21 protein-coding genes are annotated in these 26,423 nt (G+C 72.9%); 15 read left to right on the top strand and 6 right to left on the bottom strand.

The annotated features are described in order from the left end of the window. Positions 1-58: 58 nt before the first annotated feature. Positions 59-2,374: an FdhF/YdeP family oxidoreductase gene (locus ACGF3A_RS18725; RefSeq protein ID WP_393731100.1), complete on the bottom strand. Its 2,316-nt coding sequence runs from the start codon at positions 2,372-2,374 to the stop codon at positions 59-61. A 185-nt stretch (positions 2,375-2,559) separates the two neighbouring features. Between ACGF3A_RS18725 and polA the strand changes: the two genes are divergently transcribed. The 6 genes from polA to ACGF3A_RS18695 all read left to right on the top strand — a co-directional run bounded on the left by polA (position 2,560) and on the right by ACGF3A_RS18695 (position 10,738). Further along, a complete protein-coding gene (polA, locus tag ACGF3A_RS18720) occupies positions 2,560-5,295 on the top strand; it encodes a DNA polymerase I (RefSeq protein ID WP_393731098.1) in 2,736 nt (911 codons plus the stop codon). A 572-nt stretch (positions 5,296-5,867) separates the two neighbouring features. Further along, positions 5,868-6,884 carry a serine hydrolase gene (locus ACGF3A_RS18715; RefSeq protein ID WP_393731096.1) on the top strand — a complete coding sequence of 339 codons (1,017 nt, stop codon included), beginning with the start codon at positions 5,868-5,870 and terminating at the stop codon, positions 6,882-6,884. A gap of 103 nt (positions 6,885-6,987) precedes the next feature. Next, complete coding sequence (locus ACGF3A_RS18710) at positions 6,988-8,784, top strand: lytic transglycosylase domain-containing protein (RefSeq protein ID WP_393731094.1); 1,797 nt, start codon at positions 6,988-6,990, stop codon at positions 8,782-8,784. Between the two features lie 162 nt (positions 8,785-8,946). After that, positions 8,947-9,438: a hypothetical protein gene (locus tag ACGF3A_RS18705; RefSeq protein WP_393731093.1), complete on the top strand. Its 492-nt coding sequence runs from the start codon at positions 8,947-8,949 to the stop codon at positions 9,436-9,438. A gap of 134 nt (positions 9,439-9,572) precedes the next feature. Further along, positions 9,573-9,707, top strand: coding sequence for an SPW_0924 family protein (locus ACGF3A_RS18700; RefSeq protein ID WP_393731091.1), 135 nt, complete (start codon positions 9,573-9,575; stop codon positions 9,705-9,707). Positions 9,708-9,721: 14 nt separating this feature from the next. Continuing rightward, positions 9,722-10,738: a DUF3068 domain-containing protein gene (locus ACGF3A_RS18695; protein ID WP_393731089.1), complete on the top strand. Its 1,017-nt coding sequence runs from the start codon at positions 9,722-9,724 to the stop codon at positions 10,736-10,738. Between the two features lie 27 nt (positions 10,739-10,765). On the opposite strand, the gene hrpB is transcribed toward ACGF3A_RS18695, so the two are convergent. Together hrpB and ACGF3A_RS18685 are read right to left on the bottom strand one after the other, a co-directional pair. Continuing rightward, entirely contained in the window at positions 10,766-13,354 is a 2,589-nt protein-coding gene (gene hrpB / locus ACGF3A_RS18690; RefSeq protein WP_393731088.1) for an ATP-dependent helicase HrpB, read from the bottom strand. A gap of 64 nt (positions 13,355-13,418) precedes the next feature. Continuing rightward, positions 13,419-14,243, bottom strand: coding sequence for a class I SAM-dependent methyltransferase (locus tag ACGF3A_RS18685; RefSeq protein WP_393731086.1), 825 nt, complete (start codon positions 14,241-14,243; stop codon positions 13,419-13,421). Positions 14,244-14,576: 333 nt separating this feature from the next. Between ACGF3A_RS18685 and rpsA the strand changes: the two genes are divergently transcribed. Next, complete coding sequence (gene rpsA, locus ACGF3A_RS18680) at positions 14,577-16,094, top strand: 30S ribosomal protein S1 (protein WP_393731085.1); 1,518 nt, start codon at positions 14,577-14,579, stop codon at positions 16,092-16,094. Positions 16,095-16,228: 134 nt separating this feature from the next. On the opposite strand, the gene ACGF3A_RS18675 is transcribed toward rpsA, so the two are convergent. Then, complete coding sequence (locus tag ACGF3A_RS18675; protein ID WP_393731083.1) at positions 16,229-17,230, bottom strand: sheath polysaccharide-degrading enzyme; 1,002 nt, start codon at positions 17,228-17,230, stop codon at positions 16,229-16,231. 247 nt (positions 17,231-17,477) lie between these two features. On the opposite strand from ACGF3A_RS18675, the gene ACGF3A_RS18670 reads away from it, so the two are divergent. From ACGF3A_RS18670 to ACGF3A_RS18655, 4 genes are all read left to right on the top strand, one after another. Then, positions 17,478-18,443: a proteasome assembly chaperone family protein gene (locus ACGF3A_RS18670; RefSeq protein ID WP_393731886.1), complete on the top strand. Its 966-nt coding sequence runs from the start codon at positions 17,478-17,480 to the stop codon at positions 18,441-18,443. Positions 18,444-18,478: 35 nt separating this feature from the next. Next, the gene (gene coaE, locus ACGF3A_RS18665; protein ID WP_393731081.1) at positions 18,479-19,066 is read left to right on the top strand and encodes a dephospho-CoA kinase; all 588 of its coding nucleotides are present in this window, start codon (positions 18,479-18,481) and stop codon (positions 19,064-19,066) included. A gap of 289 nt (positions 19,067-19,355) precedes the next feature. Next, entirely contained in the window at positions 19,356-20,375 is a 1,020-nt protein-coding gene (locus ACGF3A_RS18660; protein WP_393731079.1) for an ADP-ribosylglycohydrolase family protein, read from the top strand. 74 nt (positions 20,376-20,449) lie between these two features. Next, positions 20,450-20,857 carry a tetratricopeptide repeat protein gene (locus ACGF3A_RS18655; RefSeq protein WP_393731077.1) on the top strand — a complete coding sequence of 136 codons (408 nt, stop codon included), beginning with the start codon at positions 20,450-20,452 and terminating at the stop codon, positions 20,855-20,857. A gap of 37 nt (positions 20,858-20,894) precedes the next feature. On the opposite strand, the gene ACGF3A_RS18650 is transcribed toward ACGF3A_RS18655, so the two are convergent. Then, positions 20,895-21,440, bottom strand: a complete 546-nt coding sequence (locus ACGF3A_RS18650; protein WP_393731075.1) for a hypothetical protein — start codon at positions 21,438-21,440, stop codon at positions 20,895-20,897. 77 nt (positions 21,441-21,517) lie between these two features. Between ACGF3A_RS18650 and ACGF3A_RS18645 the strand changes: the two genes are divergently transcribed. The 3 genes from ACGF3A_RS18645 (at position 21,518) to ACGF3A_RS18635 (ending at position 23,326) form a co-directional block, all read left to right on the top strand. Next, the gene (locus ACGF3A_RS18645; RefSeq protein WP_393731073.1) at positions 21,518-21,964 is read left to right on the top strand and encodes a hypothetical protein; all 447 of its coding nucleotides are present in this window, start codon (positions 21,518-21,520) and stop codon (positions 21,962-21,964) included. Between the two features lie 76 nt (positions 21,965-22,040). Next, on the top strand, positions 22,041-22,778 hold the full coding sequence (locus tag ACGF3A_RS18640) for a 2OG-Fe(II) oxygenase (protein WP_393731071.1): 738 nt from the start codon (positions 22,041-22,043) through the stop codon (positions 22,776-22,778). Further along, a complete protein-coding gene (locus ACGF3A_RS18635) occupies positions 22,775-23,326 on the top strand; it encodes an ABC transporter substrate-binding protein (protein WP_393731069.1) in 552 nt (183 codons plus the stop codon). Before ACGF3A_RS18640 ends, ACGF3A_RS18635 begins: the two co-directional genes overlap by 4 nt. Here ACGF3A_RS18635 and ACGF3A_RS18630 read toward each other — a convergent pair. Beyond that, a complete protein-coding gene (locus tag ACGF3A_RS18630; protein WP_393731067.1) occupies positions 23,288-24,019 on the bottom strand; it encodes a hypothetical protein in 732 nt (243 codons plus the stop codon). The two genes, ACGF3A_RS18635 and ACGF3A_RS18630, sit on opposite strands and share 39 nt — an antisense overlap. Before the next feature lie 244 nt (positions 24,020-24,263). On the opposite strand from ACGF3A_RS18630, the gene ACGF3A_RS18625 reads away from it, so the two are divergent. Further along, positions 24,264-25,778: a glycoside hydrolase family 3 protein gene (locus ACGF3A_RS18625; protein WP_393731065.1), complete on the top strand. Its 1,515-nt coding sequence runs from the start codon at positions 24,264-24,266 to the stop codon at positions 25,776-25,778. Positions 25,779-26,423 lie beyond the last annotated feature (645 nt).

Below are 26,423 nucleotides of genomic sequence, written 5' to 3'. Positions count from 1 at the left end.
TGATGTCCTCGCACACGTTTCCGTGCACGCGCTTTCAGCCCGAGCTTAAGCCAGCGGCTCACTCGCCCTGGAACGCCTCCCGGGACGAGGGCGTCAGCCGGACGATCACGGACTTGCTGGCGGGGGTGTTGCTGGTGTCGGCCGTGGCGTCGAGGGGGACGAGGACGTTCGTCTCCGGGTAGTACGCCGCGGCGCAGCCGCGTGCCGTGGGGTAGTGGACGACGCGGAAGCCGCGCGCGACCCGCTCGACGCCGTCGCTCCACTCGCTGGTCAGGTCCGCGTACGCGCCGTCGGCGAGGCCCAGTTCCTCGGCGTCCTCCTTGCGGACGAGGACCACACGGCGGCCGTTCCTGATGCCGCGGTAGCGGTCGTCCAGGCCGTAGACGGTGGTGTTGTACTGGTCGTGGGAGCGCAGCGTCTGCAGGAGCAGCCGCCCCTCGGGCACCTCGGGGTACTCCACGGGGGCCGCGGTGAAGTTGGCCTTGCCCGTGGCCGTGGGGAAGCTGCGGGAGTCGCGCGGGGCGTGCGGGAGGGCGAAGCCGCCGGGGTGCGCGACCTTCGCGTTGAAGTCCTCGAACCCGGGCACGACGCGGGCGATACGGTCACGGATCAGGCCGTAGTCCCCCTCGAACTCCTCCCAGGGCACGCGGGAGCGGTCACCCAGCACGGCCCGCGCCAGCCGCGCGACGATCGCGGGCTCGGAGAGCAGCTTCGGGCTCGCGGGCGCGAGGCGGCCGCGCGAGGCGTGGACCATGCCCATGGAGTCCTCGACGGTCACGAACTGCTCGCCGCCGCGCTGGGTGTCCCGTTCCGTACGGCCGAGCGTCGGCAGGATCAGGGCGCGGGCGCCGGTGACGCAGTGCGAGCGGTTCAGCTTGGTGGAGACGTGCACCGTGAGGCGGGCGCGGCGCATGGCGGCCTCGGTGACGTCCGTGTCGGGGGAGGCGGAGACGAAGTTGCCGCCCATGGCGAAGAAGACCTTGGCCTCGCCGTCGCGCAGCGCGCGGATGGCCCGGACGACGTCGTACCCGTGCTCGCGCGGCGGGGCGAAGCCGAACTCCTTCTCCAGCGCGTCCAGGAACGCGGGCGCGGGCCGCTCGAAGATGCCCATGGTGCGGTCGCCCTGCACGTTGCTGTGCCCGCGCACGGGGCAGACCCCGGCGCCCTCCCGGCCGACGGCGCCGCGCAGCAGCAGGAGGTTGACGACCTCGCGGATGGTCGGCACGGAGTGCTTGTGCTGGGTCAGGCCCATCGCCCAGCACACGATGGGGCGGCGGGAGGCGAGGACCATCTCCAGGGCGCGCTCGATCTCGTCCCGGGTCAGGCCGGTCGCGCGCAGGGTCTCGTCCCAGTCGGCATCGCCGCCGGGGTCCACGGCGGCCTTCTTGAACTCCTCGAAACCGTGCGTGTACGTCTCCACGAACTCCTGGTCGACGGCGTCCTCGCGGTCGCTCTCCAGGATCATCCTGTTGAGCGTACGGAAGAGGGCCTGGTCGCCGCCGATACGGATCTGGAGGAACAGGTCGGTCAGCGGGGTGCCGCCCGCGGCCAGCCCCTTGGGCGTCTGCGGGTTCTTGAACCGCTCCATCCCGGCCTCGGGCAGCGGATTGACGGTGATGATCTTCGCGCCGCCCGCCTTCGCCTTCTCCAGCGCGGAGAGCATCCGGGGGTGGTTGGTGCCGGGGTTCTGGCCCGCGACGATGATCAGGTCGGCCTTGTACAGATCCTCCAGCAGGACGCTGCCCTTGCCGACGCCGAGCGTCTCGGTGAGGGCCGAACCGGAGGACTCGTGGCACATGTTGGAACAGTCCGGCAGGTTGTTCGTGCCGAACTCGCGGGCGAAGAGCTGGTAGAGGAACGCGGCCTCGTTGCTCGTACGCCCCGAGGTGTAGAAGAGCGCCTCATCGGGTGACGCGAGCGCCGTCAGCTCCTCGGCGATCAGGGAGAACGCCTTCTCCCAGGACACCGGCTCGTACGCCTCGGCGCCCTCCGCGAGGAACATGGGTTCGGTGAGGCGGCCCTGCTGCCCGAGCCAGTACCCGGAGCGGGTGGCGAGGTCGGCGACGGGGTGCGCGGCGAAGAAGTCCCGGGTCACGCGCCGGGTGGTGGCCTCCTCGGCGACGGCCTTGGCCCCGTTCTCGCAGAACTCCGCCGCGTGCCGCTTGTCGCCCTCGGGCCAGGCGCAGCCGGGGCAGTCGAAGCCGTCCTTCTGGTTGACGCGCAGCAGCGTCAGCGCGGTGCGCCGCACGCCCATCTGCTCCCGCGCCATCTTCAGCGAGTGCCCTACGGCCGGGAGTCCGGCGGCGGCATGCTCGGGGGCGCTGACCTGGGGCGCGTCCTGAACGGGATCGGAGGAGGGGGCTTTGCGGCTCATCCCCCGATGGTGCCTCTTGAGATGCAGCCGACGCCAGAGGGTGCCCCCTCCTCCGCCCGTGTCTCCTTCCCGGGGTGCCGGACAGGGGGTGCCCGTGCCCGGGGCCGGATTTCCCCGAAAGGCACAAAAGAGGGCACAAGGGGTATCGGCGGGAACTGTCAGTGGGGCGTGGGAGTATCGGGGACGTGGCTAAGACGGCATCGAAGACGACTCCCAAGACGGCGACATCCCAGGAGCAGGGGGAGGCCCCCCGCCTGCTCCTCATGGACGGGCACTCCCTGGCGTACCGCGCGTTCTTCGCGCTGCCCGCGGAGAATTTCTCCACGACCTCGGGCCAGACGACGAACGCGATCTACGGCTTCACGTCCATGTTGATCAACACGTTGCGTGACGAGGCGCCCACGCACTTCGCCGTCGCCTTCGACGTCTCCCGCAAGACCTGGCGCTCCGAGGAGTTCACGGAGTACAAGGCGAACAGGTCGAAGAGCCCGGACGAGTTCAAGGGCCAGGTCGAGCTGATCGGCGAGCTGCTGGACGCCATGAAGGTCCGGCGTTACGCGGTGGACGGGTTCGAGGCCGACGACGTCATCGCCACCCTCGCCACCCAGGCCGAGGCCGAGGGCTTCCAGGTCTCCATCGTCACCGGCGACCGCGACGCCTTCCAGCTCGTCACGGACAACGTGACCGTGCTCTATCCCACCAAGGGCGTCTCCGAGCTGACCCGCTTCACCCCCGAGAAGGTCCAGGAGAAGTACGGGCTGTCGCCGTCGCAGTACCCGGACTTCGCCGCCCTGCGCGGCGACCCCTCGGACAACCTGCCGGGCATCCCGGGCGTCGGCGAGAAGACGGCGGCCAAGTGGATCAACCAGTTCGGCTCGTTCGCCGATCTCGTCGAGCGCGTCGAGGAGGTCAAGGGCAAGGCCGGGCAGAATCTCCGCGACCACCTGGACGCCGTGAAGCTCAACCGCCGCCTGACCGAGATGGTCCGCGACGTCGAGCTGCCCGACCGCCCCGAAGACCTGGCCCGTGTGCCGTACGACCGCGAGGCGATCGGCGTCATCCTGGACGCCCTGGAGTTCCGCAACCAGAACTTCCGCGAGCGCCTCTTCGCCGTCGACCCCGGCTCCGAGGAAGGCGAGGAGCAGGAGATCGGCGCGGGCGTCGAGGTCGACGGCGTGCTGCTCGACCCGGACGCGCTCGGCCCCTGGCTGGACGAGTACGGGCACGGCGTGCTGGGCGTCGCCACCGTCGACGTGTGGAAGCAGGGCAGCGGCAGCGTGAGCGAGGTCGCGCTGGCCACGCCCACGGGGCCCGCCGCCTGGTTCGACCCCGCGAAGCTGACGGAGGCCGACGAGAAGGCGTTCGCCGCCTGGCTCGCGGACGCCTCCAAGCGCAAGGTGATGCATGACGCGAAGTCGCTCATGCGGGTCTTCGCCGACCACGGCTGGAGCGTGGACGGCGTCTGGATGGACACCGCGCTCGCCGCGTATCTGGACAAGCCCGGCCGCCGCTCCTTCGCGCTGGACGCGCTCTCCGTGGAGTACCTGGGCCGGGAGCTGCTGCCGACCGCCGAGGCGGACGGGCAGCTCGCGCTCGGCGTGGACGAGCAGGCGGAGGCCGACGCGCTGATGACCAAGGCGCGCACCATCCTCGACCTGGGCGTGGCCTTCGAGGCCCGCCTGGAGCAGGTCGGCGCCGAGGAGCTGCTGCGCGACCTGGAGCTGCCGACGTCCGCGATGCTCGCGCGGCTGGAGCGGGCCGGCATCGCGGCCGACCGCGAGTGGCTGACGGGTATGGAGCAGCAGTTCGCGGACGCGGTGCAGCAGGCCGTCACCGAGGCCCACGCCTCGGTGGGGCACGAGTTCAACCTCGGCTCGCCCAAGCAGCTGCAGGAGGTCCTCTTCGGAGAGCTGGGCCTGCCCAAGACGAAGAAGACCAAGACCGGGTACACGACGGACGCCGACGCGCTGGCCTGGCTCGCCGCCCAGACCGAGCACGAGCTGCCGGTGATCATGCTGCGCTACCGCGAGCAGCAGAAGCTGCGCACCACCGTCGAGGGCCTCATCAAGACCATCACGCCGGACGGACGTATCCACACGACGTTCAACCAGACCGTCGCCGCCACGGGCCGTCTCTCCTCCACGGACCCCAACCTCCAGAACATCCCGGTGCGGACCGACGAGGGCCGGGCCATCCGCCGCGGCTTCAAGGTCGGCGAGGGGTACGAGTCGCTGCTGACCGCGGACTACAGCCAGATCGAGCTGCGCGTCATGGCGCACCTCTCCGAGGACGAGGGCCTGATCGAGGCCTTCACCTCCGGCGAGGACCTGCACACGACGGTCGCCTCGCAGGTCTTCGGCGTCGAGAAGTCCGAGGTCGACCCGGAGATGCGCCGCAAGATCAAGGCGATGTCCTACGGTTTGGCGTACGGCCTCTCCGCCTTCGGCCTCTCGGGACAGTTGGGCATCACGCCGGACGAGGCCCGCAAGCTGATGGACACCTTCTTCGAGCGGTTCGGCGGGGTGCGGGACTATCTCCAGCGCGTCGTGGAAGAGGCCCGCGCCACGGGCTACACCCACACGATCATGGGCCGCCGCCGCTACCTCCCGGACCTCAACAGCGACAATCGCCAGCGCCGCGAGATGGCCGAGCGGATGGCGTTGAACGCGCCGATCCAGGGCACGGCGGCGGACATCGTCAAGGTCGCGATGCTGAAGGTCGACGCGGCGCTCCGGGAGAAGGAGCTGCGCTCCCGGATGCTGCTGCAGGTCCACGACGAAATCGTCCTGGAGGTCGCTCCGGGCGAGCGGGAGCAGGTCGAGGAGCTCGTCCGCGAGGAGATGTCCTCCGCCGCCGATCTCCGCGCCCCCCTCGACGTCTCGGTAGGCGCGGGCCAGGACTGGGAATCCGCCGCCCACTAGCCCCCCACGGGGAGCAGCCGCACAGGGGTGCCCCCTACCCAGGGCACCCCTGCCCCTCCCTCGCCCCCTGCACTCGGGAGCTCTGCGCTCCTCGCTCCGCCCCACAGCGCTTGGGCAGCCTGCGCTTCTCCCTCCACCCCCTGTGCTTGGGCCGCGCGCCGCGCTGAAAGAGGGCTGCTCTGCTTCTCCCTCCGCCCCTGCGAAGCTTGGGAAGTCTGCGCAAGGCGCAGGGTTGGCAAGCGCAGCCCCCTTCGCCGGGTGCCCCGCGCAACGGGGCCGGGTTCGGGGTGCCCCGGGCTGTGCTTCGCGGGGCGCGCCCGCGTCGTGGCTGGGCGCGCAGTTCCCCGCGCCCCTAATCGGGCAAGCCCCGACGTGTCGTGACCGGTCGCGCCCCGCGGCGGAGCCGCCAAACAAACACAGCCCCGCGCCCCTGGAGGGCAAAGGGGCAAGCTCCGATGCGTCGTGGCCCGGCGCGCCCACGCGGTGGAGCCGTCCGCGCCCCTGAAGGGGCACTCATCCAGTCGGGTCAGCAGAGAGCGCGGTCTCTGCGCGGGGCGGCGACGCTGAAGGGCATGTGCGCGACAGCGAGAACCCGGAACCGTACCTTCACGGCGGGCGGCGTGCTGCTGGCCAGCACTCTGCTCGGCGGGCTCATGGCGGCACCGCCCGCCGTAGCCGTACAGACCCCCGCCGCGGAGCGGCTCTGTACGGCCCCCGGCGACCCCGGCCTCGCGGCAAGGATGGACCGGGACCTGCGGAGCGTGCTGCGGCAGCGTGGCGGGACCGTCGCGTTCGACGTCCAGGCACCGGGCCACGGCAGCAAGGGAGTCACCTGCGCACGCAACGCGCACACGCTCTTCGACGCAGCCAGCGTCGCCAAGGTGCTGATCCTGGAGACGGTGCTGCACCGGGCCGCGTCCGAGAGGCGCGGCCCGACGCCCCGCGAGTCCCGCCTCCTGCGGGCGATGATCACGCGCTCGGACAACGGCGCCGCGTCCACGCTCTGGCGGGATGTGGGCCTCGCCCGCCTCAAGGGCGTACTGCGCCTCGCGGGCGCGGGTGACACCTCGCTCGCGGCCCGGCGTTGGGGCCTGACCCGGACCTCGGCCCGGGACCAGACGCGGCTGCTGGGGCTGCTCACCCGCCCCGGCTCACCGCTCGGGCACCCCCGTCACGCCCTGGACCTGCTCGCGCAGGTCGACCCCGCGCAGCGCTGGGGCGTCTCGGCGGGCGCGCCGCACGGGGTGACCGTCCATCTCAAGAACGGCTGGCTGCCGCGCCGCTGGCACGGCTGGCGGGTGCACAGCGTGGGCGCGTTCACGGGGGAGGGCACACGTAAGGGCACGCGGAAGGGGCCGTACCGTATCGCCGTCCTCACTCAGGACAACCCGGGTATGCGTTCTGGCGTACGGACGATCGAGCTGCTGTCGGCCACCGTGCACCGGCACTTGGCGACCGGCCGTACGCCCGCGCGTCCGTTCACGCCCGGCGGCGCGATCGACGCGCGCCCCGACGGAAGCGACCTCGACGCACGGGTGACGGGGCGGGAAACCCCGGAGGAACCCCGCTCGTTGATCACGTCGAAATAGGGTCACAAGTGTCGGAAGTGCTCTGGGCCCACTGACTTAGGGCCCAGACTTGCCGTAGGGTCACGGGTGACTGCGTCCCCAGGGGAGAGGACGGGACTGACCAATGGCGCGGTACCGCGGCAGGCACGCAGCAGCCAAGCAGAAAGCCACCGGCACCGGTGAGGGCGGCACACACCGCCTCGGCGGGTTCGTCGGCACGAGCAGATTCCGCCGGGGGCTGGGCGGCACCGCCGTCGCGGCTGTCGCGATGGCCGCGCTGACCGCTTCGCAGGCGCCCGGCGCCGTGCTCGGCGGTGGCGGCAAGGACGACGGCAAGCGCGCGGATGCCGCGCCCGGTGACCGTACGCCCGGTGACGGCTCGTTCCACACCGAACTGCCCCCGCTGGAGAGCCCCGAGCCCCCGGACAAGCGTTCGCCGGACGTGCCCGGCATGGGCGACGCCGAGTCCGGCATCCCGGCCTCCCTGCTCTCCGCGTACAAGAACGCGGAGAAGAGGGTCTCGCCCGGATGCGGCCTCCCCTGGGAACTCCTGGCCGGTATCGGCAAGGTGGAGTCCGGCCAGGCGCGCGGCGGCGCGGTCGACAAGGAGGGCACGACCCTCCGCCCGATCCTCGGCCCGGTGCTGAACGGCGAGGGCTTCGCCAGCATCAAGGACACCGACGGCGGCGAGTTCGACGGCGACGCGAAGTACGACCGTGCCGTCGGGCCCATGCAGTTCATCCCCTCGACGTGGGAGCGCTGGGGCCAGGACGGCAACAACGACGGCCGTAAGGACCCGAACAACATCCACGACGCGGCGCTCGCCGCGGGCGAGTACCTGTGCGCGAGCGATCGCAACCTGGCGGTCAAGGCCGACCTGGACCGCGCCATACTCAGCTACAACAACTCCAGCGACTACCTGCGCACCGTCCTCGCCTGGTTCAACTTCTACCGCGAGGGCACGCACGAGGTCCCGGACGGCAGGGGCGTACTGCCCACCTCGCCCGGCGCGGGCGGCTCGGACGAGTCCGCCAAGGGCTCCCCGGACGGCGGTTCGGGCTCCGGATCCGGCGGCAAGGGCTCCGGCAAGGGCGAGGGCAAGCCCGGCAAGGACAAGCCCGGTAAGCCAGGCAAGGGCGGCTCCGGCGGCAAGGAGACGGACAAGCCCGGCAAGCCGGGCAGGCCCGGCGGTGGCGGGGGCGGCGGCAGCAGCCCGAGCCCCAGCCCCTCCGACCCCGGCGAGCCCACCCCGAGCCCGAGTCCCACGGGCCCGGCGAGCCTGGAGCGGGTCGGCGCGAAGAACATCACGGCCGTCGCGGGCTCGGACTTCGCCGAGCGTCCCCGCGTCCGTGTCGAGAACTCCAAGGGCAAGGGCGTCAAGAACGTCAAGGTCCAGTTCGAGATCCGGGGCGAGACGGGCGCGGCCTTCTCCGGCGGCGCGAAGAAGATCACCGTACGCACCGGGGCCGACGGCCTGGCCACGGCGCCGGCGCTCGCCGCGGGCGACGCGGCGGGCTCGTTCACGCTGCGCGCCACGGTGCCCGGCGAGAAGCTGGCCGCCGTGGACTTCGGCGCCTCCGTGACGGCCCCCGAGGCCGACGCGCTGACGCGGACGACGGACTCCGCGCTGGAGACCGCCAAGGGCGACGGCTTCGCGAAGCCGGTCGAGGTCAAGGCCACGAACAACGGCAAGGTCGCCAAGAACGTCGCGGTCTCCGCGACGATGGCCGACGCGGCCAAGGGCCCCTTCTTCAAGGATGCCAACGGCAAGCCGCTGCGCGCCCTCAAGGGGCTCAAGACCAACGCCAACGGTGTTCTGAAGCTCCCGACGATCTACGCCGACGGCAACGCGGGCACGTTCACCCTCCGCCTCAAGGCGACCGGGGGAGCGACCCTCGCGGTCAAGCTCACGGTGAAGTAACCGACGGGCGTTCGCTCCGTCTCCCTCGTCCCGCCGGGCACCCGCCCGGCGGGACGAGTGTTTTCCGCGGCAGTGCCGCGCCCTTGACCTGGGGGAAAACCCGTATGCCTTCCGGCGGTTAGCCCCGTGGGAACGGGCTGCGCGCGCTGGTTCGCTGGACGCATGGCAACCACAGAGCGTCCCGCGCCGCACTCTTCCGCCCCTGCCTCCTCCGTCCTCGCGCAGATCGTGGGGGCTCCCGCGTGGCGGGAGGCGGGCAGGGCCGTCGCGTTGCTGCCCGCGTCCGTCACGCGGCTCTCCTCGGTCCCCCGGGGCGTGTGCGGGGTGGCACTGGGGCTGTTCGGCTGGACGCTGGCGCTGTTCGCGGGGCAGGCGACGGTGAACGGGGTGCTGTATCCGCTGGTCGACGCGCACGACTACCAGCACTCCTGGGGCGGCCCCACGCTGATCGGCGCCTGGCTGGTGCACGCGCTTGTCGCCGTGCCCGTGGTGGTGGGGGCGCTGGGCGCGCTGCGCGGCGTCGTCGCGGTCGACCGGGTCAACGCGCGGGCCGCGGCGGGCGGCCGGCGCGGCGGCTGGTGGACGGTGCCGCTGTCGGCGGTGCTGGCGGTCCTGGCCGTGCTGCTGATCAACACCTGGCTGAACCAGCTCTAGGCCCCTGGGGACAGGGGGGTTCCGCACGGTTCCCATCCACGCCGCCCGTTGCTACGGTGCCCCCGCCCCCGTTCCTGACGCTGCATCAGATGTCGCGGACACCGCCGCGGCCCGACGCTGGGAGGTGCCGACGTATGCGTGCCCTGATCGCCGCGGGGATCGGCCTCGCCGCCGCGTTCGCCCTCGTGCTCACGGTGACGGCCATCGGCGCCCCACCAGGCGAGACCTCGCCGAAACCGCTGCACACCACCGTCCCCGCGCACCCCTAGCCGCAGGAGGCAGCATGCGCCGGAGAGCGAGCCTGATCCTCCTCGCGTGCGCGGTGTTCTTCGCCGCGCTCTCGCCGCTGATGCGCTGGTACGCGTTCCCGCGGCTGGCGAAGATCCCGCCGAGCCAGTACCAGGACATGGTGCTGGAGGCGAAGAACGCGACGCTTCTGGACTACGCCACGATGAAGTCCAAGAAGGTCCCCAAGGTCAGCATCGTGCAGACCCTCAAGGGCAACGTGGAGGCCGCGGAGAAGGTCAAGGACCGCACGGGCAAGGACGTCGTCGTCTGGGACACGCTCAGCTATGTCGCCGACCCCAAGGGCAAGCTCGTCTCCAGCATCCCGGAGCGGTACGTCTTCGACGCCCACACCCAGGAGCCCGTCCACGCGGGCGGCGAGCACGTCGACGGCGACAAGGTCCGCCGCGAGGGCATCGAGTACAAGTGGCCGTTCCTCACCGAGAAGCGCGACTACGAGTACTACGACTTCCAGGCCCGCTCCACCGCGCCCATCCACTACAAGGGCACCCGCACCGTGAAGGGCCTGGAGACCTACTACTTCGAGCAGACCATCCCCTGGACCAAGGTCAAGGTCCCCAAGAAGCTGCCGCTCGGCGCCACCCCCAAGGTCGTCGAACAGATGGGCATGGAGCGCTGGTACAGCACCAAGCGGATGTTCTGGGTCGAGCCCACCACCGGCGCGCCCGTCGACGGCCAGGAGCTCCACAAGGAGCAGATGCGCTGGACGGACAAGCCGGAGAAGAAGCCGCTCACCGCCTTCTCCGGGCACGTCAAGATGCGCCCCGACTTCCAGAACGAGACCGTCGACCTGGTCAAGTCCCAGCGCCAGCTCGTCCTGCTCATGACGTCGTACCTGCCCTGGGGCTTCGGCGGCCTGGCCGTCGTCCTCCTCGCCCTCTCCCTCACCCTGGAGTACCGCGCCCGCCGCCCGTCCGATCCCACGCCCGCCGACGGCGCGGAGGCCCCGGAGCCCGATCCCGAGCCGGGCCCGCCGCCGGTCGTCAACGCCTGAGCCGAGTCTCAGCGCTTGAGCCGAGTCTCAGCGCTTGAGCCGTGCCTTCGTGTGCCGCGTCGGCTCCGCCGCCGACGGGTCCTCGGGCCACGGGTGCTTCGGATACCGGCCCCGCAGCTCCGCGCGTACGCCCCTGTAGCCGTCCCCCCAGAACGAGGCCAGGTCGGAGGTGACGGCGGCCGGGCGGCCCGCGGGGGAGAGGAGGTGGAGCAGGACGGGGACGCGGCCCCCGGCCAGGCGGGGCGTCTCGCGGGCGCCGAACATCTCCTGCAGCTTGACCGCCAGGACGGGCTGTTCGGGGCGCCCGTAGTCGACCCGTACGCGCGACCCCGACGGCACCTCGATCCGCTCGGGCGCCAGCTCGTCGAGGCGGGCGGCGTCGCCGGTGGCCCAGGGGAGGAGGGAGTTCAGGAGATCGGCCCCGGTGGGCAGGCGGGTCCCGGTGAGCCACTCGTCCGCGCGCGCCACCAGCGCCTCGTCCGACACGTCCGGCCAGGGCGCGCCCAGGGCGTGGTGGAGGAAGGCCAGGCGTGCGCGCAGCGCGAGCGCGCCCTCCGACCAGCGGAGCAGTGCGGGGCCCCGCGCGCCGAGCGCGTCCAGCAGCGCGGAGCGCACCTGGGCGGGGGCGGGGTCGCGCACGGGGCGCGAGGCCAGCTCGACCGCGCCGAGCGCCTCCACTTCCCGCGCGGTCACCATGCCGCGCTCCGCATCCCAACGCACCTCGGTCCGTACGGAACGCAGCGCGCCCGCCGCCTCGGCGGCCGTCCTCGCGTCGACCGGAGCGGCCAGCCCTACGCGCGCGGACGCGGCGCCCACGGGGCGGTCGGCGACGGCGACCGCCAGCCAGGGGGCACGCCGCAGCCGGGTGTCCCGCGCGAGCTCGGCGCCCGTACCGGAGACCATGAGGTACGAGGTCTCGCTCCGGGCCCGGGCGACCCGTTCCGGATAGGCGAGCGCGACGACAGCCCCGACGACCTCCTCATCGGTGACGGCCCCCGCAGCGCCGCTCAACGTGCCGTCCGTAGCGTCGCCGGAGGCATCGGCATCAGTATCGGTATCGGCGTCAGGCGTGGTGGCCGGTCGGGGTGCGGGGTCTTCCGTCAGCAGGCCTCGCAGCCGCCGTACCTCGGCCGACCAGCGCGTGCCGTACGGGTCGCGGCGGCCCGCGCGCCGGGCCGTGCGGAGGGCTTCCGCGGCGTCGTCGCCGTACGCGCGGGGCGGCTCCTCGCTCAGCAGGGCGACGGCCTCGGCGGCCCGCTCGGGGCCGACCGCGGCCGCGCCGTCGAGCAGCGCGCGCGCCAGCCGGGGGTGCAGGCCGAGGCGCGCCATCCGCGCGCCGCGCTCCGTGACGCGCCCCGCGCCGTCCAGCGCTCCCACCGCCCGCAACGTCTCCCCGGCCGCCGCCATCGCCCCCTCCGGGGGCGTGTCGAGCAGCGCCAGGCCGCGTGCGCCCGGGGCGCCCCAGCAGGCGGTCCGGAGCGCGAACGCCGTCAGATCCGCCACCGCGATCTCCGGCGAGGGCTCGCGCGGGCGCCCCGCGTCCTCGGCCTCCGCCCAGCAGCGGAACACCGTCCCCGGCGCCTCACGCCCCGCACGCCCCCGGCGCTGCTCCGCGCCCGCGACCGACACCCGCACCGTCGTGAGCGCCCCCAGGCCCCGCGCGTGATCCATGCGCGGCTCGCGCGCCAGCCCGGAGTCGACCACGGCCCGTACGCCGGGCACGGTCAGGCTCGACTCGGCCACGGAGGTAGAGAGGATCACCCGGCGCGCCGGACCCGTACGGCCGCGCAGCACGTCCTCCTGGACGGCGGCCGGAGCGCGCCCGTGGAGCTGCAGCACCTCGGCGCCCGGACCGCCGGCCCCCTCCAGCAGCGCCGCGACCCGGCCGATCTCCCCGACGCCCGGCAGGAAGCACAGCACGTCGCCCTCCGGCACGGCGTCGAGCGCCTCCCGGACCGTCGCCGCGACGTGCCGCAGCAGCGCGGGGTCCACCCAGGTCCCGTGCGCGGGGCGCACCCCGGCGGGCGGCGGCGCGTACCGCACCTCCACCGCGTGGCTCGTGCCCCTCCCGGACACCACCGGCGCCGACAGCAGCCGCGCCCACGCCGCACTGTCCTGCGTCGCCGACGCCGCGACGATCCGCAGCTCGGGGCGGAGCGCCTCCCGTACGTCCAGGAGGAACGCCAGCGCGGTGTCCGCGTCCAGATGCCGTTCGTGGCACTCGTCGACGAGGACCACATCGGTCCCCGGCAGCTCCTGGTCGCGCTGGAGCCGCTGGAGGAGCACGCCGGTCGTCACGACCTCCACCCGGGTGCGCGGTCCCGCACGGCGCTCGCCGCGCACGGTGAACCCGACGCGCTCCCCCGGCCGTTCGCCCAGCAGCCACGCCATCCGCCGGGCGGCGGCGCGTGCCGCCATCCGGCGGGGCTCGGCGACGAGGACGCGCCGCGCGGGCGCCCCGTCGTCCAGGAGTCCGGCCAGCGCGAGTGGCACGAGGGTGGTCTTGCCGGTGCCGGGCGGCGCGTGCAGCACGCCCGCCCCGTGCCCGTCGAGCGCGTCCCGCAGCTCCGGCAGCGCCTCCCGTACGGGCAGCCGCCCCAGCTCCTCCGTACGCACCGCGCCCCTGTGCTCTCTCCCCGCCAAAGTCACTCAGGTCCCGTCCGTCAGTCCCGTCGGTCCGTCAGTCCCGTTCGCACACGAAGATCGCCGTGCCCGGGATCAGCCTCCCCCGCAGCGGCGACCAGCCGCCCCACACCTGCTGGTTCCACTCGGGCCACTCCGGCTCCACGAGGTCCACCAGCCGGAACCCGGCGCCGACCACGTCCCGCACCCGGTCGCCGAGCGTCCTGTGGTGCTCGACGTAGACGGTGCGGCCCTGGGCGTCCTCCTCGACGTACGGCGTGCGGTCGAAGTAGGAGGACAGCACGGCCAGCCCCTCGGGACCCGGCTCGTCGGGCAGGGCCCAGCGCAGCGGGTGCGTGACGGAGAAGACCCACCGGCCCCCGGGCCGCAGGACCCTCCGTACCTCGCGCATCACCCGTTCCGGTTCGGCGACGAAGGGGAGCGCGCCGAAGGCCGAGCAGGCTCTGTCGAAGGAGCCGTCGGCGAAGGGGAGCGCACCGGCGTCGGCCTCGACCAGCGGGAAGCCAAGGTCCCCGCCGAGTCCGTCGCCGATCCGCAGCGCGTGCTGGAGCTGCCGGTGCGCGAGGTCGAGGGCCACGGGGCGGGCGCCCTGCGCGGCCAGCCAGCGCGAGCACTGCGCGGCGCCCGCGCCGATCTCCAGGACGTCCATCCCGGGCAGCGCGGCGGCGGGGGCCAGCAGCCGGGCCTCTTCCTCGTCGAGCCCCTCGGGGCACCAGACGAAGCGCGCGTCCCCCAGGAACTCTCCGTGATCCTTCTGGTACTCGTCGGCGTTGCGGTCCCACCACATCCGGTTCGCGCGGCTGCTCTCGGCGTCCCCGGCGGGCCGTCGTACGGCCTCCGCCTCGTCCGTGATCTCGTCCATGGCACCTGTCGTCGTACGCTTGGCGCCGGCCCTCGTGCGGAGCCGCGGAGGCGCTGCACACAGGCCCGGCGCAGGAAGTTCTGCCGGGTATGGGACGGTCCGTCCCAGGTGTGCTCTTTCGCGCATTGACCATGCCCAGCGGCCCCCGTATGCTACAAGTTGCGCTGCGGGCCTGCGCGCCTCAGACGGAGCAGGTCGCGCTCGCATCGGTTGTATTGTCCCCTCGGGTTTCCGGCTTTCAAGCTGTCCGGCTGGCGTGCACGTGGTGCGATAGAGGGCTCTCGGCGTAGCAGTACCTACGACTTCATGTCCGTACCGGAGACCCTTTCCCACATGACGAGCAGCACCGAGACCTCCGCCACCACTCCGCAGGTTGCGGTAAACGACATCGGTTCCGAGGAAGCCTTCCTCGCCGCGATCGACGAGACGATCAAGTACTTCAACGACGGCGACATCGTCGACGGCGTCATCGTGAAGGTCGACCGGGACGAGGTCCTGCTCGACATCGGTTACAAGACCGAAGGTGTCATCCCTTCCCGTGAGCTGTCGATCAAGCACGACGTCGACCCCAACGAGGTCGTCGCCGTCGGTGACGAGATCGAGGCCCTGGTTCTCCAGAAGGAGGACAAGGAAGGCCGCCTGATCCTCTCGAAGAAGCGCGCTCAGTACGAGCGTGCCTGGGGCACCATCGAGAAGATCAAGGAAGAGGACGGCATCGTCACCGGTACCGTCATCGAGGTCGTCAAGGGCGGCCTCATCCTCGACATCGGCCTCCGCGGCTTCCTCCCGGCCTCCCTGGTCGAGATGCGCCGCGTCCGCGACCTCCAGCCCTACGTGGGCAAGGAGCTCGAAGCCAAGATCATCGAGCTGGACAAGAACCGCAACAACGTGGTCCTGTCCCGCCGTGCCTGGCTCGAGCAGACCCAGAGCGAGGTCCGCCAGACCTTCCTCACCACCCTCCAGAAGGGCCAGGTGCGCTCCGGCGTCGTCTCCTCCATCGTCAACTTCGGTGCCTTCGTGGACCTGGGTGGCGTGGACGGACTCGTGCACGTCTCCGAGCTGTCCTGGAAGCACATCGACCACCCGTCCGAGGTCGTCGAGGTCGGCCAGGAGGTCACGGTCGAGGTCCTGGACGTCGACATGGACCGCGAGCGCGTCTCCCTGTCGCTCAAGGCGACCCAGGAAGACCCGTGGCAGCAGTTCGCCCGGACCCACCAGATCGGCCAGGTCGTCCCCGGCAAGGTCACCAAGCTGGTGCCGTTCGGTGCGTTCGTCCGCGTCGACGAGGGCATCGAGGGCCTGGTCCACATCTCCGAGCTGGCCGAGCGCCACGTGGAGATCCCGGAGCAGGTCGTCCAGGTCAACGACGAGATCTTCGTCAAGGTCATCGACATCGACCTGGAGCGTCGCCGGATCTCGCTGTCCCTGAAGCAGGCCAACGAGTCCTTCGGCGCCGACCCGACCGCGGTCGAGTTCGACCCGACGCTCTACGGCATGGCCGCGTCCTACGACGACCAGGGCAACTACATCTACCCGGAGGGCTTCGACCCCGAGACCAACGACTGGCTCGAGGGCTACGAGACCCAGCGGGAGGCGTGGGAGAACCAGTACGCCGAGGCGCAGACCCGCTTCGAGCAGCACCAGGCCCAGGTCATCAAGTCCCGCGAGGCCGACGAGCAGGCGGCGGCCGAGGGCGCGACCACCGGTGGCGCTCCGACCCCGCAGGGCGGCGGCCAGGGTGGCGGCGGCGGTTCGTACTCCTCCGAGGGTTCGGACGAGGACTCCGGCGCCCTCGCGTCGGACGAGGCGCTTGCGGCCCTCCGCGAGAAGCTCGCCGGCGGCCAGAGCTGATTTCCCCCAGCTACCGCTGGGAGGTGCCCCCAGCCGCTAGGCGATAGCCGATAAGAGGCCCGCACCCCTTTCCGGGGGTGCGGGCCTCTTGGCGTTGAGGCGTTGGGGCTGCGAAGGGGGTGCCCCTTGCCGTGCTAGCCCTCGACCGGCACTCCCGGGTTGGTCAGTCCCTTGCCGCCCTTGACCGTGTTGTCGCCGGAGACCGTGACGGGGCAGGACTTCGCGTCGTAGTTCGTGACGTTGATCGCGAACTGGTCCTTGCCGGAGGAGCCCGTGAGGTCGGAGTGGTTCCCCCGGAACACGGTTCCGCAGCCCCAGCCGTCCTGCTGCTCATGGGTCTCGAAGCCGCTGTTCGTCGTGTTCTTGCCGGTGTTGTTCTCGACGAGGACGTCGTTGCCCTTGATGTCGACCCAGGAGTCGTCGTAGTTGGCGCCGGTCAGGCCGTCGCCGTCGAAGGTGTTGCCGATGATCTTCGCGCCGGTCGTGCCCTCCTTGATGTCGATGCTCTCGCCGCCGACGCCGGGGCCCAGGGTGTTGTTCTCGATCACGATGCCGTCGCTCTTGTCGTCCGTACCGCCCGCGCTGCCGACGTAGACGCCCTCGCCCATGCCGCGGCCGTTGTTGCCGGTGTCGCGGACGGTGGAGTTCCTGATCGAGCCGTCCGAGCTGGACTCGCGCCAGTGCACGCCCTCCATGTCGAGGCCGTGCACGGTGACCCCGTCGAGATGGACGCCGTCGGCGCCGTCCATGACGATGCCCTTCTGGCCGCCCGTGACGGTGAAGCCCTTGAGGTTCCAGTGGCCCGCGCCGTCGAGGTGCAGGCCGTAGCCGCCGCCGGCCGTGAGGACCGCCTTCCCGGAGCCGGTGAGGGTGATGGGGGAGCCCTCGGTGCCGGCCTGGCTGGTCTTGAAGTTGCCTTTGTACGTTCCGTCGGCGAGCTGGATGGTGTCGCCCGCCCCGGCCTCGGAGAGCGCGGCCTTGAGCCCGGCGGCGTCGCTGACCTCGATGACCTCGCGCGGCCCCGGCCCCGGCCCCGGTCCCGGGCCGGAGGCCCCGGCGGTCGCGTTGCCGACGGCGAGGCCGCCCGCGGCGAGCAGCGCCGCGGACGACAGGACGAGCACTCTTCGGGTGCGCATGGGGGGACTCCCGGCTGATGGGGGACGAGCGGACATGTATGTGAACGCAGGGTGCTCACATGAACTCCTGCGGTGTCCGGTGAAGCTAGGGTCGGGGCGCGTACGCGTCAAGGGGCCCGGCGCGAGGAAAGTTAGGAACCTTTCCAGTTGGCCGTACGAGAGACCCCTGGGACCGGGAATGCCGCTCCGGCAGCGGGCGTTGACGATACGTATGCCAGAGGAGCGTGAAGCAGTGGATCCGCAAGGTATGTACGAGTGGGAGCAGAGCGGGCTGGACGCGGTCGACGCGATCGTGGGCGAGCCCGACAGCGCCGGTCTGGTGATGCTCTATCACTTCGAGGGCTTTATGGACGCCGGAGACACCGGCGAGCAGATCGTGGAGCGGCTCGTGGACAGCCAGCCCTCCCTCACCGTCGCCCGCTTCGACGTCGACCGGCTGATCGACTACCGCGCCCGGCGCCCGATCATGACCTTCCGCCGCGACCAGTGGGTGGCGTACGAGACGCCGCGGCTGGAGCTGCGCCTGATGCGGGACGCGACCGGCGCCCCGTTCCTGCTGCTCTCGGGTCCCGAGCCGGACAGCGAGTGGGAGCGCTTCGCCGCCGCCGTCCGCGAGATCGTCGACCGGGTCCGCGCCCGCCTCTCCGTGAACTTCCACGGCATTCCCATGGGCGTCCCGCACACCCGCCCCGTCGGCCTCACGCCGCACGGGAACCGGACGGAGCTGATCCCCGGCCACGCCTCGATGTTCGACGAGGCGCAGGTGCCCGGCAGCGCCGCCGCGCTGATCGAGCTGCGGCTCGCGGAGAGCGGGCACGACGTGCTCGGGGTCGTCGCCCACGTGCCGCACTACATCGCCCGTTCCACCTACCCCGACGCGGCCCTGGTCGTCGCCGAGGCCATCACCTCCGCCACGGGCCTCGTCCTCCCCGAGGTGGCCCACCAGCTCCGCACCGAGGCCCTGCGCACGCAGAACGAGATCGAGCGCCAGCTCGCCGAGGGCGACGAGGAGCTGGTCTCCGTCGTCCGCGGCCTGGAGCAGCAGTACGACGCGGTGGCGGGCGCCGAATCGCGGGGCAATCTCGTCGCCGAGCCGGTGGAGCTGCCCTCGGCCGATGAGCTGGGGGAGGTCTTCGAGCGCTTCCTCGCCGAGCGCGAGGGCGAGGGCGGCGCCGCCGGGGGCGGGGGAGGCAGCGAGCCGGGGGAGCGCTGAGCCCTGGCGGGGCGTCGCCGTATAGCGTGTCCCGCATGGTCAAGGTCGGTCTGACAGGCGGAATCGGTGCGGGGAAGAGCGAGGTCTCGCGACTGTTCGCGGCGTGCGGCGCGGTGATCATCGACGCGGACCGGATCTCCCGCGAGGTCGTCGAGCCCGGGACGTTCGGACTCGACGCGATCGTCGCGGAGTTCGGCGCGGAGATCCTCGGCCCCGACGGGACGCTGGACCGGCCGAAGCTCGGCGCGCTGGTGTTCTCCGACACCGAGCGCCTCGCCGCGCTCAACGCGATCGTCCACCCGCTGGTCGGCGCCCGCTCCGCCGAGCTGGAGCGCGAGGCGGGCGAGGACGCCGTCGTCGTGCACGACGTCCCGCTGCTGGTGGAGAACGGACTCGCGCCGCTCTACGACGAGGTCGTCGTCGTGGACGCCTCGCCCGAGACCCAGCTCGACCGGCTCGTCCGGGCGCGCGGCATGGACGAGGGCGAGGCCCGCGCCCGCATGGCGGCCCAGGCCACCCGCGAGGAGCGGCTCGCGGTCGCGGACGTCGTGATCGACAACGACGGCCCGCTGGAGGACCTGGAGCCGCAGGTGCGGCAACTCTGGAAACGCTGGACGTCCTGACGGCCTGTCCTGATCGGCCTGGCGTCCTGTCCGCCTGTGCCGTATCCGGCGGATCATGATCGCCCTCGTCTCAGGGCTGGGCAGGGGCAGCCCTGTGCGGTGCCTTGCAGGCTGCGGCTGCGGCTGCGTCGTGGCTTGTCGCGCAGTTCCCCGTGCCCCTGAGGCCTCAGGGGCACGGGGAACTGCGCGCGCAACCACCCACAACCCCCAGCCTGCGGCACACAGGCAGGGGCAGTTCCTGCCCAGCCCTGAGACGGGGGCGGGGCGTTGTGTGGGGTTGGATGGGGGCATGGCCCGTGTAGACAGCAAGCGAGCGGCGACCGGGGTGATGACGGGGCTGGCGCTCGGGGACGCGCTCGGCTTTCCGACCGAGTTCAACGACGTCCCGCGGATCCTGGAGAAGTGCGGTCCCTGGCGCGGCATGGCGCTGCCCGACCCCGCGTTCGTGACGGACGACACCCAGATGACCCTCGCCCTGGGACGAGGGCTGCGCACCGCGGCGGAACGCGGGGCGCTGACGCCCTCCCGGGTGGCCCGTCCGGTCCGTGAGGAGTACGTCGAGTGGTGGCGCTCTCCGGAGAACAACCGTGCGCCGGGGCATACGTGCCTGGTCGCGTGCGAGCTGCTCAGCCATGACGACCGCCGCTGGCAGGAGGCCAGCCAGACCGGCTCCAAGGGATGCGGCGCGACGATGCGGGTGGCGCCCGCCGGGCTGGTGCCGGGGCTCTCGGACGAGGCCAGGTCCGGTGTGGCCCAGCTCCAGGCGGCGCTCACGCACGGTCACCCGACCGCGCTCGCGGCGAGCGACCTGGTCGCCCAGGCGGTACGGCTGCTGGCGCACGGCACCCCGCCGGGCGCGCTCCCGCGCGCGCTGCGCGAGCACGCCCGGGAGAACCGCTCCCGCTACCACGAGTGGTGGCTCGGTGACCTGTGGCGGTTCGCGCACGACCACGGCCCGGTCGCGTTCATCGAGCGGGGCTGGGACGAGTGCCTCGACGTGCTCGACCGCGTGGAGGCCGCGCTGCGCGCCCCCGACCCGGAGGCCGACCCCTGCGAGGCGACCGGAGAGGGCTGGGTCGCCGAGGAGTCGCTGGCCACGGCGCTGCTCTGCTTCCTGCTCTTCCCCGAGGAGCCGCTCACCGCGCTGCGCCGCGCGGCCTGTACGGCCGGGGACTCCGACTCCCTCGCCTGCCTCACCGGCGCCTTCGCGGGCGCGTACCTCGGCGCGGACTGCTGGCCCTCCGAGTGGGCCGGGCGGATCGAGTACCGGCAGGAGCTCCTCGCCCTCGGCGCGCTCTGGGACGAGTGACGCATGACGGGTGGCGGGAATGCGGTGCGGGGGCCGCTTGTTGTGAGGGTCGACCGAAGCGGAAGGAGGGCGGCGTGACCGTGACGAGCCCTGAGACCAACATCATTCAGTTCCGCGCGGCGGAGCGGTTGCTCGACGCGCGCGACCCGCGCGGCGCGGTCACCCTGCTCGACGGCGTGATCGCGGACCACCCCGAGCACACGGCGGCCCGGCTGCTGCGTGCGCGGGCGTATTTCCTGGAGGCGCGGCTGCGGTCCGCCGAGGAGGAGTTCGCCTGGGTGCTGGAGCGCGAGCCCGACAACGCGTTCGCGCACTTCGCGCTCGCGCGCACCCTCCAGCGCGCCTCGCGGGGCGACGAGGCCCGGCGCCACTTCCGGCTGGCCGCCGCGCTCGATCCGCGCCCGGACTTCATCGAGGCCGCGGGGTTCGACAGCTTCGAGCCCCCGGCGCCGGGCACCCCGCAGGAGGACCTGGGGAACTGAGCGGGAGGGTGAGGGACGGCGGGGCGCTGAGCGCCGCTCAGCGTCCCGCGGCCCACGCCGCGAGGGCGTCGAAGTCCGCGCGGCGCAGGCCCCGTCGGGCGCTCACCTGGTGCAGCAGCGCCGGCCCGTCGTGGTGCGCGGCCACATACCGCCGCTCCCGCCGGGTGATCGCGTCGTCGACCCAGGCGAACGGGCGTCCGTCCGCCCACGCGACGATGTGCCGGGTCTTCCACAGCAGCCCGTCCAGCTCGGGCCCCGCGTCCTGGGGCCACTCGACCACCGGGAGCGGCGGCAGCCCCAGCACGGGGGCGATGAACTCGTTGGCCTCGTGCGCCCAGGCCGTGGCCCACACCAGCTCGTAGGGGAGCGCGCGGAGCAGCGCGCCGTGCTCCGCGCGCAACCGCACGCGGTACGGCGGCACGCTCGCCGCGGGCGCCGGAGCGTACCGCGCGACGAGGCTCGGCGGCTTGATGAGGTGCGTCGTGTAGCCGAGGGGGAGCCAGGAGAAGCGCGTCGCGAACGGATTGAGCGGGCCGTCGACGTCGAGCATCAGGAGCGGGCGCGGGCCCGGACGTTCGCTCATGGCCCGAACGTACCCGGGCGTGCGCGCGGCGGCACGCGATCTGGCGGTGCCGCTCCCGCTGTTCTACCGTGATCCGTATGGACGTTGAGGCCGCCGCAGCCCTTGTCGCCGCCGCCGGTACCGCTGTCGGGACGGGTGCCGCGGGCGCCGCGGGGGAGTCGGCGTGGCAGTCCCTGGCCGGTCTCGCGCGCCGTGCGACGGGCCGCGTGCCGGATCGTGCGCCGGGCCGTGCGCTGGGCCGTGCGCCCGGCGGGCCGGAGGACGCCGCCGAGCCCGACGGCGTCCCGGTGGACACGGCGGACCCCGTGGCCGTGCGGGACTTCGCCGCGCTGCTGCTGCGGCGTGCCGTCCAGGACGACAATTTCGCCGCGCAGTTGTGCGACTGGGCCGAGCGGCACCGCACCACGATCGAGGCGACGCGGCACCACGACAGCTCCGTGGTGGAGAACAAGATCATCGACTCCCGCGTCTCCGGCCCCGTCATCCAGGCCCGCGACATCCACGGCGGCATCACCCTCAACTGACGCCCCGGCGCCCGTCCCGTAGCGCGGCGTCCGATTCCCGCCAGCACGGCGGCCCGTACGGTCGCACCGTGGAGGCATGAACGACCTGACGACGCCCACCGCCCCGGCGGCCCTCGCGAGCCGCGTCGCCGCGCAGGACTGGGACGCGCTCACCGAGGAGCTCGACGCCCACGGCAGCGCCCTCACCGGTCCGCTCCTCACCCCGGCCCAGTGCCGCGAGATCTCCGGCCTGTACGAGGACACCGCGCGGTTCCGCTCGACCGTCGACATGGCCCGGCACCGCTTCGGCTCCGGCCAGTACCGCTACTTCACGCACGAGCTGCCGGAGACGGTCGCCGCGCTGCGGGCCGCGTTCTACCCGTGCCTGCTGCCCGTCGCCCGCCGCTGGGCGGAACGGCTCGGCCGCCCCGCGCCCTGGCCCGACGCGCTGGAGGAGTGGCTGGAGCAATGCCACGAGGCGGGCCAGCCGCGCTCGGCGCAGATCCTGCTGCGGTACGGGCCGGGGGACTGGAACGCCCTGCATCGCGACGTGTTCGGCGAGATGCTCTTCCCGCTCCAGGTCGTCGTCGGGCTCGACGTGCCCGGGACCGACTACACCGGCGGCGAGTTCCTGATGACCGAGCAGCGCGCCCGCGCCCAGTCGCGCGGCTCGTCCACGACGCTGCCCCAGGGCCACGCGCTCGTCTTCACCACCCGCGACCGCCCCGTGGCCTCCCGGCGCGGCTGGGCGAACGGCCCGATGCGGCACGGCGTGAGCACCGTACGCTCCGGCCGCCGCCACACGCTCGGCCTCGTCTTCCACGAGGCGGCATGAGGGAGTCCGGATCGCCGCTCCTGGGGGCCGGGGAGCTGTCCGCGTACGGTCGGCTGCCGGGGCCGCGCCCGCACACCGGGGCCGAACTCGCGGCCGTGACGCGACTCCTGGCCCCGGATGTACGGACCGTGGCCGTCGGGCACGGCAGGGACGGCGCGTCGCGGGCCGCGGCGGAGGCGTTCGCGGCCGTGTGGAGGGCACGCGGCGGTACGGTCGCCGCCGTCGTGAACTGGCCGGAGACGGCCGCCTCCTGGCTCCGCGCCGCGCGGCGCCTGACGGAGGGGGAGCCGGACGGGTGGGTGATGGCCGCGGCGCTGCCCGGATTCGCGCAGCTCGCCCGCAGGCTGCGCCACAGCACCGGCTGGGACCCGTCCCGCACGGTCGCGTTCGCGTCGCTCCACGACTCACGCCTCCCCGCGCTCGCCGGACCCGACGCCGTGCACGGCCTGCGCGGCGCGACGTCCGGGGGCGGCACCTGGGAGATACGGGGCGGTTGGCTCGTGGAGGGGTCAGCTCTCGGCGCTGGGCGGGGGCGCCTGCGGGGGTAACGGCGCTTCGAGCCGGATCAGGTCGCCCACGCCCACGCCCACGCCCGCGACGCCCTGGAGCGTGACGGCGAGGGAGAGCAGGGCCTCCCGTACGGCGGCGAGGTCGGCGCGGAGCTGCTCGGCATGCGCCCACTCCCGCTCGTACGCCACCGGGCCGGTGCCGGCGGGGCGCTGCGACTCGTACGCGGCGAGGCGGGGTGCCAGGTGGAGAGCAGGGGGCGCAGCACGCGGTTCGGCGCCGCGTTCCCCGGCGGGATCTGCTGGCTGGACGGCCGGTGCGAGGGGGCGTACGACGGCGGTCTGAGCGCCCTCGAACAGCGGCTGGGCACGCGCGACCTGTACGCGTACTTCGCCGCGCGCTTCCGTGCCCCGCACCCCCTGGGCCGTACGCTCCTCACCCCCCGCAGCCGCGCCTACGAGGCGCTGGGCGCCCCCGTCGACCTGCGCTCCCTGCCGCCCGAGCACGCGAGCGAGCTGGCGGGCTCGTACGAGCTGGCCGTCGAGGCCGGCAGACATCCCCGCGCCCTCGCGCTGCTGGCCCGGCGCCGGGCGGCGACGGGCATCTCCGAACTCCGCGTCCGCAGCCTGCTCTCCCGCGACCATGACCACGGCGCGGGTACGGGCGTGGGCACGGGCGTCGCCGCGCGTGACGGCTGGCGGCCGTGCCCCGTCACGGTGCACGCCTGGCGCCATCACGACCCCGCTCCCGGGTGTTTCCCCCGCCTCCCGCGACCTTCCCCGAGCCGCCTCGCGGCCGTACCGTCGGGTAGTGCCACGGGAGTTCGCATAAGTACCACGCGGCCGAGGCGTCCCAATCCGGCCGTCGCGCGCCCCATTTCGGCACATTCCCCCTCACGAGTACTCCTTGACACTCCGGATTGGTATAGGCCAATATCCGCCTTGGTCTGCACCAACGTCGCCCCCTCGGAGGTCCCTCATGGCACACAGCAGCCACCCGGAGCTCGTCCGGCTCGCCAACTCCGTCCTCCAACCGGGGTTCGTGGGTACGACCACCGCACCGGACTGGCTGCGCCGGAGGGTCTCCGAGGGGCTCGCCTCCGTCGTCCTGTTCGGCCGCAACATCGAGAGCCCGGAGCAGGTCGCCGCGCTCACCGCGTCGCTGCGGGCTGAGAACCCCGACCTCATCGTGGCCATCGACGAGGAGGCGGGGGACGTGACGCGCCTCGACGTGCGTACGGGCGCCTCCTGGCCCGGCAATCTCGCGCTGGGCGCCATCGACGACCCCGCCCTCACCGAGGAGGTCGCCCGCGACATCGGCCACAGCCTGCGCGCGATAGGCGTCTCGCTCGACTACGCGCCCAGCGCCGACGTGAACTCCAACCCGATGAACCCGGTCATCGGCGTCCGTTCGTTCGGCGCGCGCACCGAGGTCGTCTCCCGGCACACCGCCGCCTGGATCCGCGGGCTCCAGTCCGCCGGGGTCGCCGCCTGCGCCAAGCACTTCCCGGGTCACGGCGACACCAACGTCGACTCGCACCACGGCCTCCCGCAGACCTCGGCCGACGCCGACGAGATCGCCCGTGTCGCCCTGCCGCCGTTCACGGCCGCGATGGAGGCGGGCGTGCGTACGGTCATGACGGCGCACATGCTCATCCCGGCGTACGACACGGAGCTGCCCGCCACGCTCAGCCCGAAGATCATCAACGGGCTGCTCCGCGACCGGCTCGGCTTCACGGGCCTGGTTGTCACCGACGGCATCGAGATGGGCGCGGTCTCCGGCCCGTACGGCATCGCCGGGGCCACGGTCAGGGCCGTCGCGGCGGGCGCCGACGCGGTGTGCGTGGGCGGCGAGAGCGCGGAGGAGTCGACGACCGTCGAGCTGACGGAAGCGCTCGTCGCGGCCGTGCTGGACGGCACGCTGTCCGAGGAGCGCCTCGCGGAGGCGGCGGCGCGCGTACGGGAGTTCGCCTCCTGGTCGGCCGAGCTGACGCGGAAGGCGGACCCGGACGCGAAGGTGCCCGACATCGGGCTGGTCGCGGCCCGCCGCGCGGTGCGCGTGCACAGCCGCCCCGGCGCGGGCGCCGAACTGCCGCTCACGGGCGCCCCGCACGTCGTGGAGCTGTCCCCGACGATGAGCCTCGCCGTCGACGGCGCCACCCCGTGGGGCGTGGCGGACCCGCTGCGCGCGCTGCGGCCCGGCACCACGTCCGTCCGGATCGCCGAGGATGAACTGGCGGGCCAGGACGACCTGCTGGACCGCGTCGCGCTCGCGCCCGCGACCGGGCGCGAACTGGTCGTCGTCACGCGGGACGCGGCCCGGCACCGCTGGATGTCGCAGGCGCTGGCGGGGCTGCTGAGCCGCCGCCCCGACGCGCTGGTGGTCGAGATGGGCGTGCCCGGCGGCGACCGTATCGGCGCCGTCCACCTCGCCACGCACGGCGCCACGCGCGTCTCCGGGATCGCGGCGGCGGAGGTGCTGGCGGGGGCCTGACGGACTAGGGGGTTTCTGATGGATCTCCGTGGAGGAAGGAGCGGCGTCCGGTGCGTGCTCTCGGCGTGCCGGCCGGAAGTCCTCGTACTGGGCGTACTTGGTCTTTCGGCCGGTGCGGCGAGAGTGCGTGCCGGGCGTCGCGACGCCGCGGAGATCCATCAGAAGCCCCCTAACGGGGGCCGGCCCGCCCGGCGCTCCTGACAGTGGCCCGTGCGCACTGCTCGCGGGCCGCTGACGCATGCTCGGACTCCGTGTGCGACGGGCGTCTTTCGTGCGGGTGAACGGGGCGGGACGAGGCTCCGGTACCCAACTGGAGCCCCTGGGGCCGGGGTTGACACTGCCGGTGGTCTAGTCCAACCTGGGGACACATCGAGTTGGTCTAGTCCATCTCAGGGGAAGCGCGGCGCTGTCCGTCCGTACGCTCGCAAGTCCGTACGTCTGTCCGTCCGGGTTTCTCCGTCCCCGTGATGGGCGCGAGCGCGAGGAGGGAGAACCACCGGCCCCGCCGTCGGCGGGAGCCACCGCCTCCATGAACGACCGGCCCGCAGGCGCCCTTCCGCTCGCCCGGACCGCGAGCCGTCACGGCCCCCCGCCCGGATGCCGCCTTCCGCAGGCATGAACCGGCCCGCCGTGCCCTCCTGTCTC

It is taken from the genome of Streptomyces sp. NPDC048172, assembly GCF_043202595.1.
Lineage (GTDB): Bacteria > Actinomycetota > Actinomycetes > Streptomycetales > Streptomycetaceae > Streptomyces.
The sequence above is the reverse complement of the archived record's forward strand: the minus strand, read 5'-3'. Positions and strand labels throughout refer to the sequence as shown.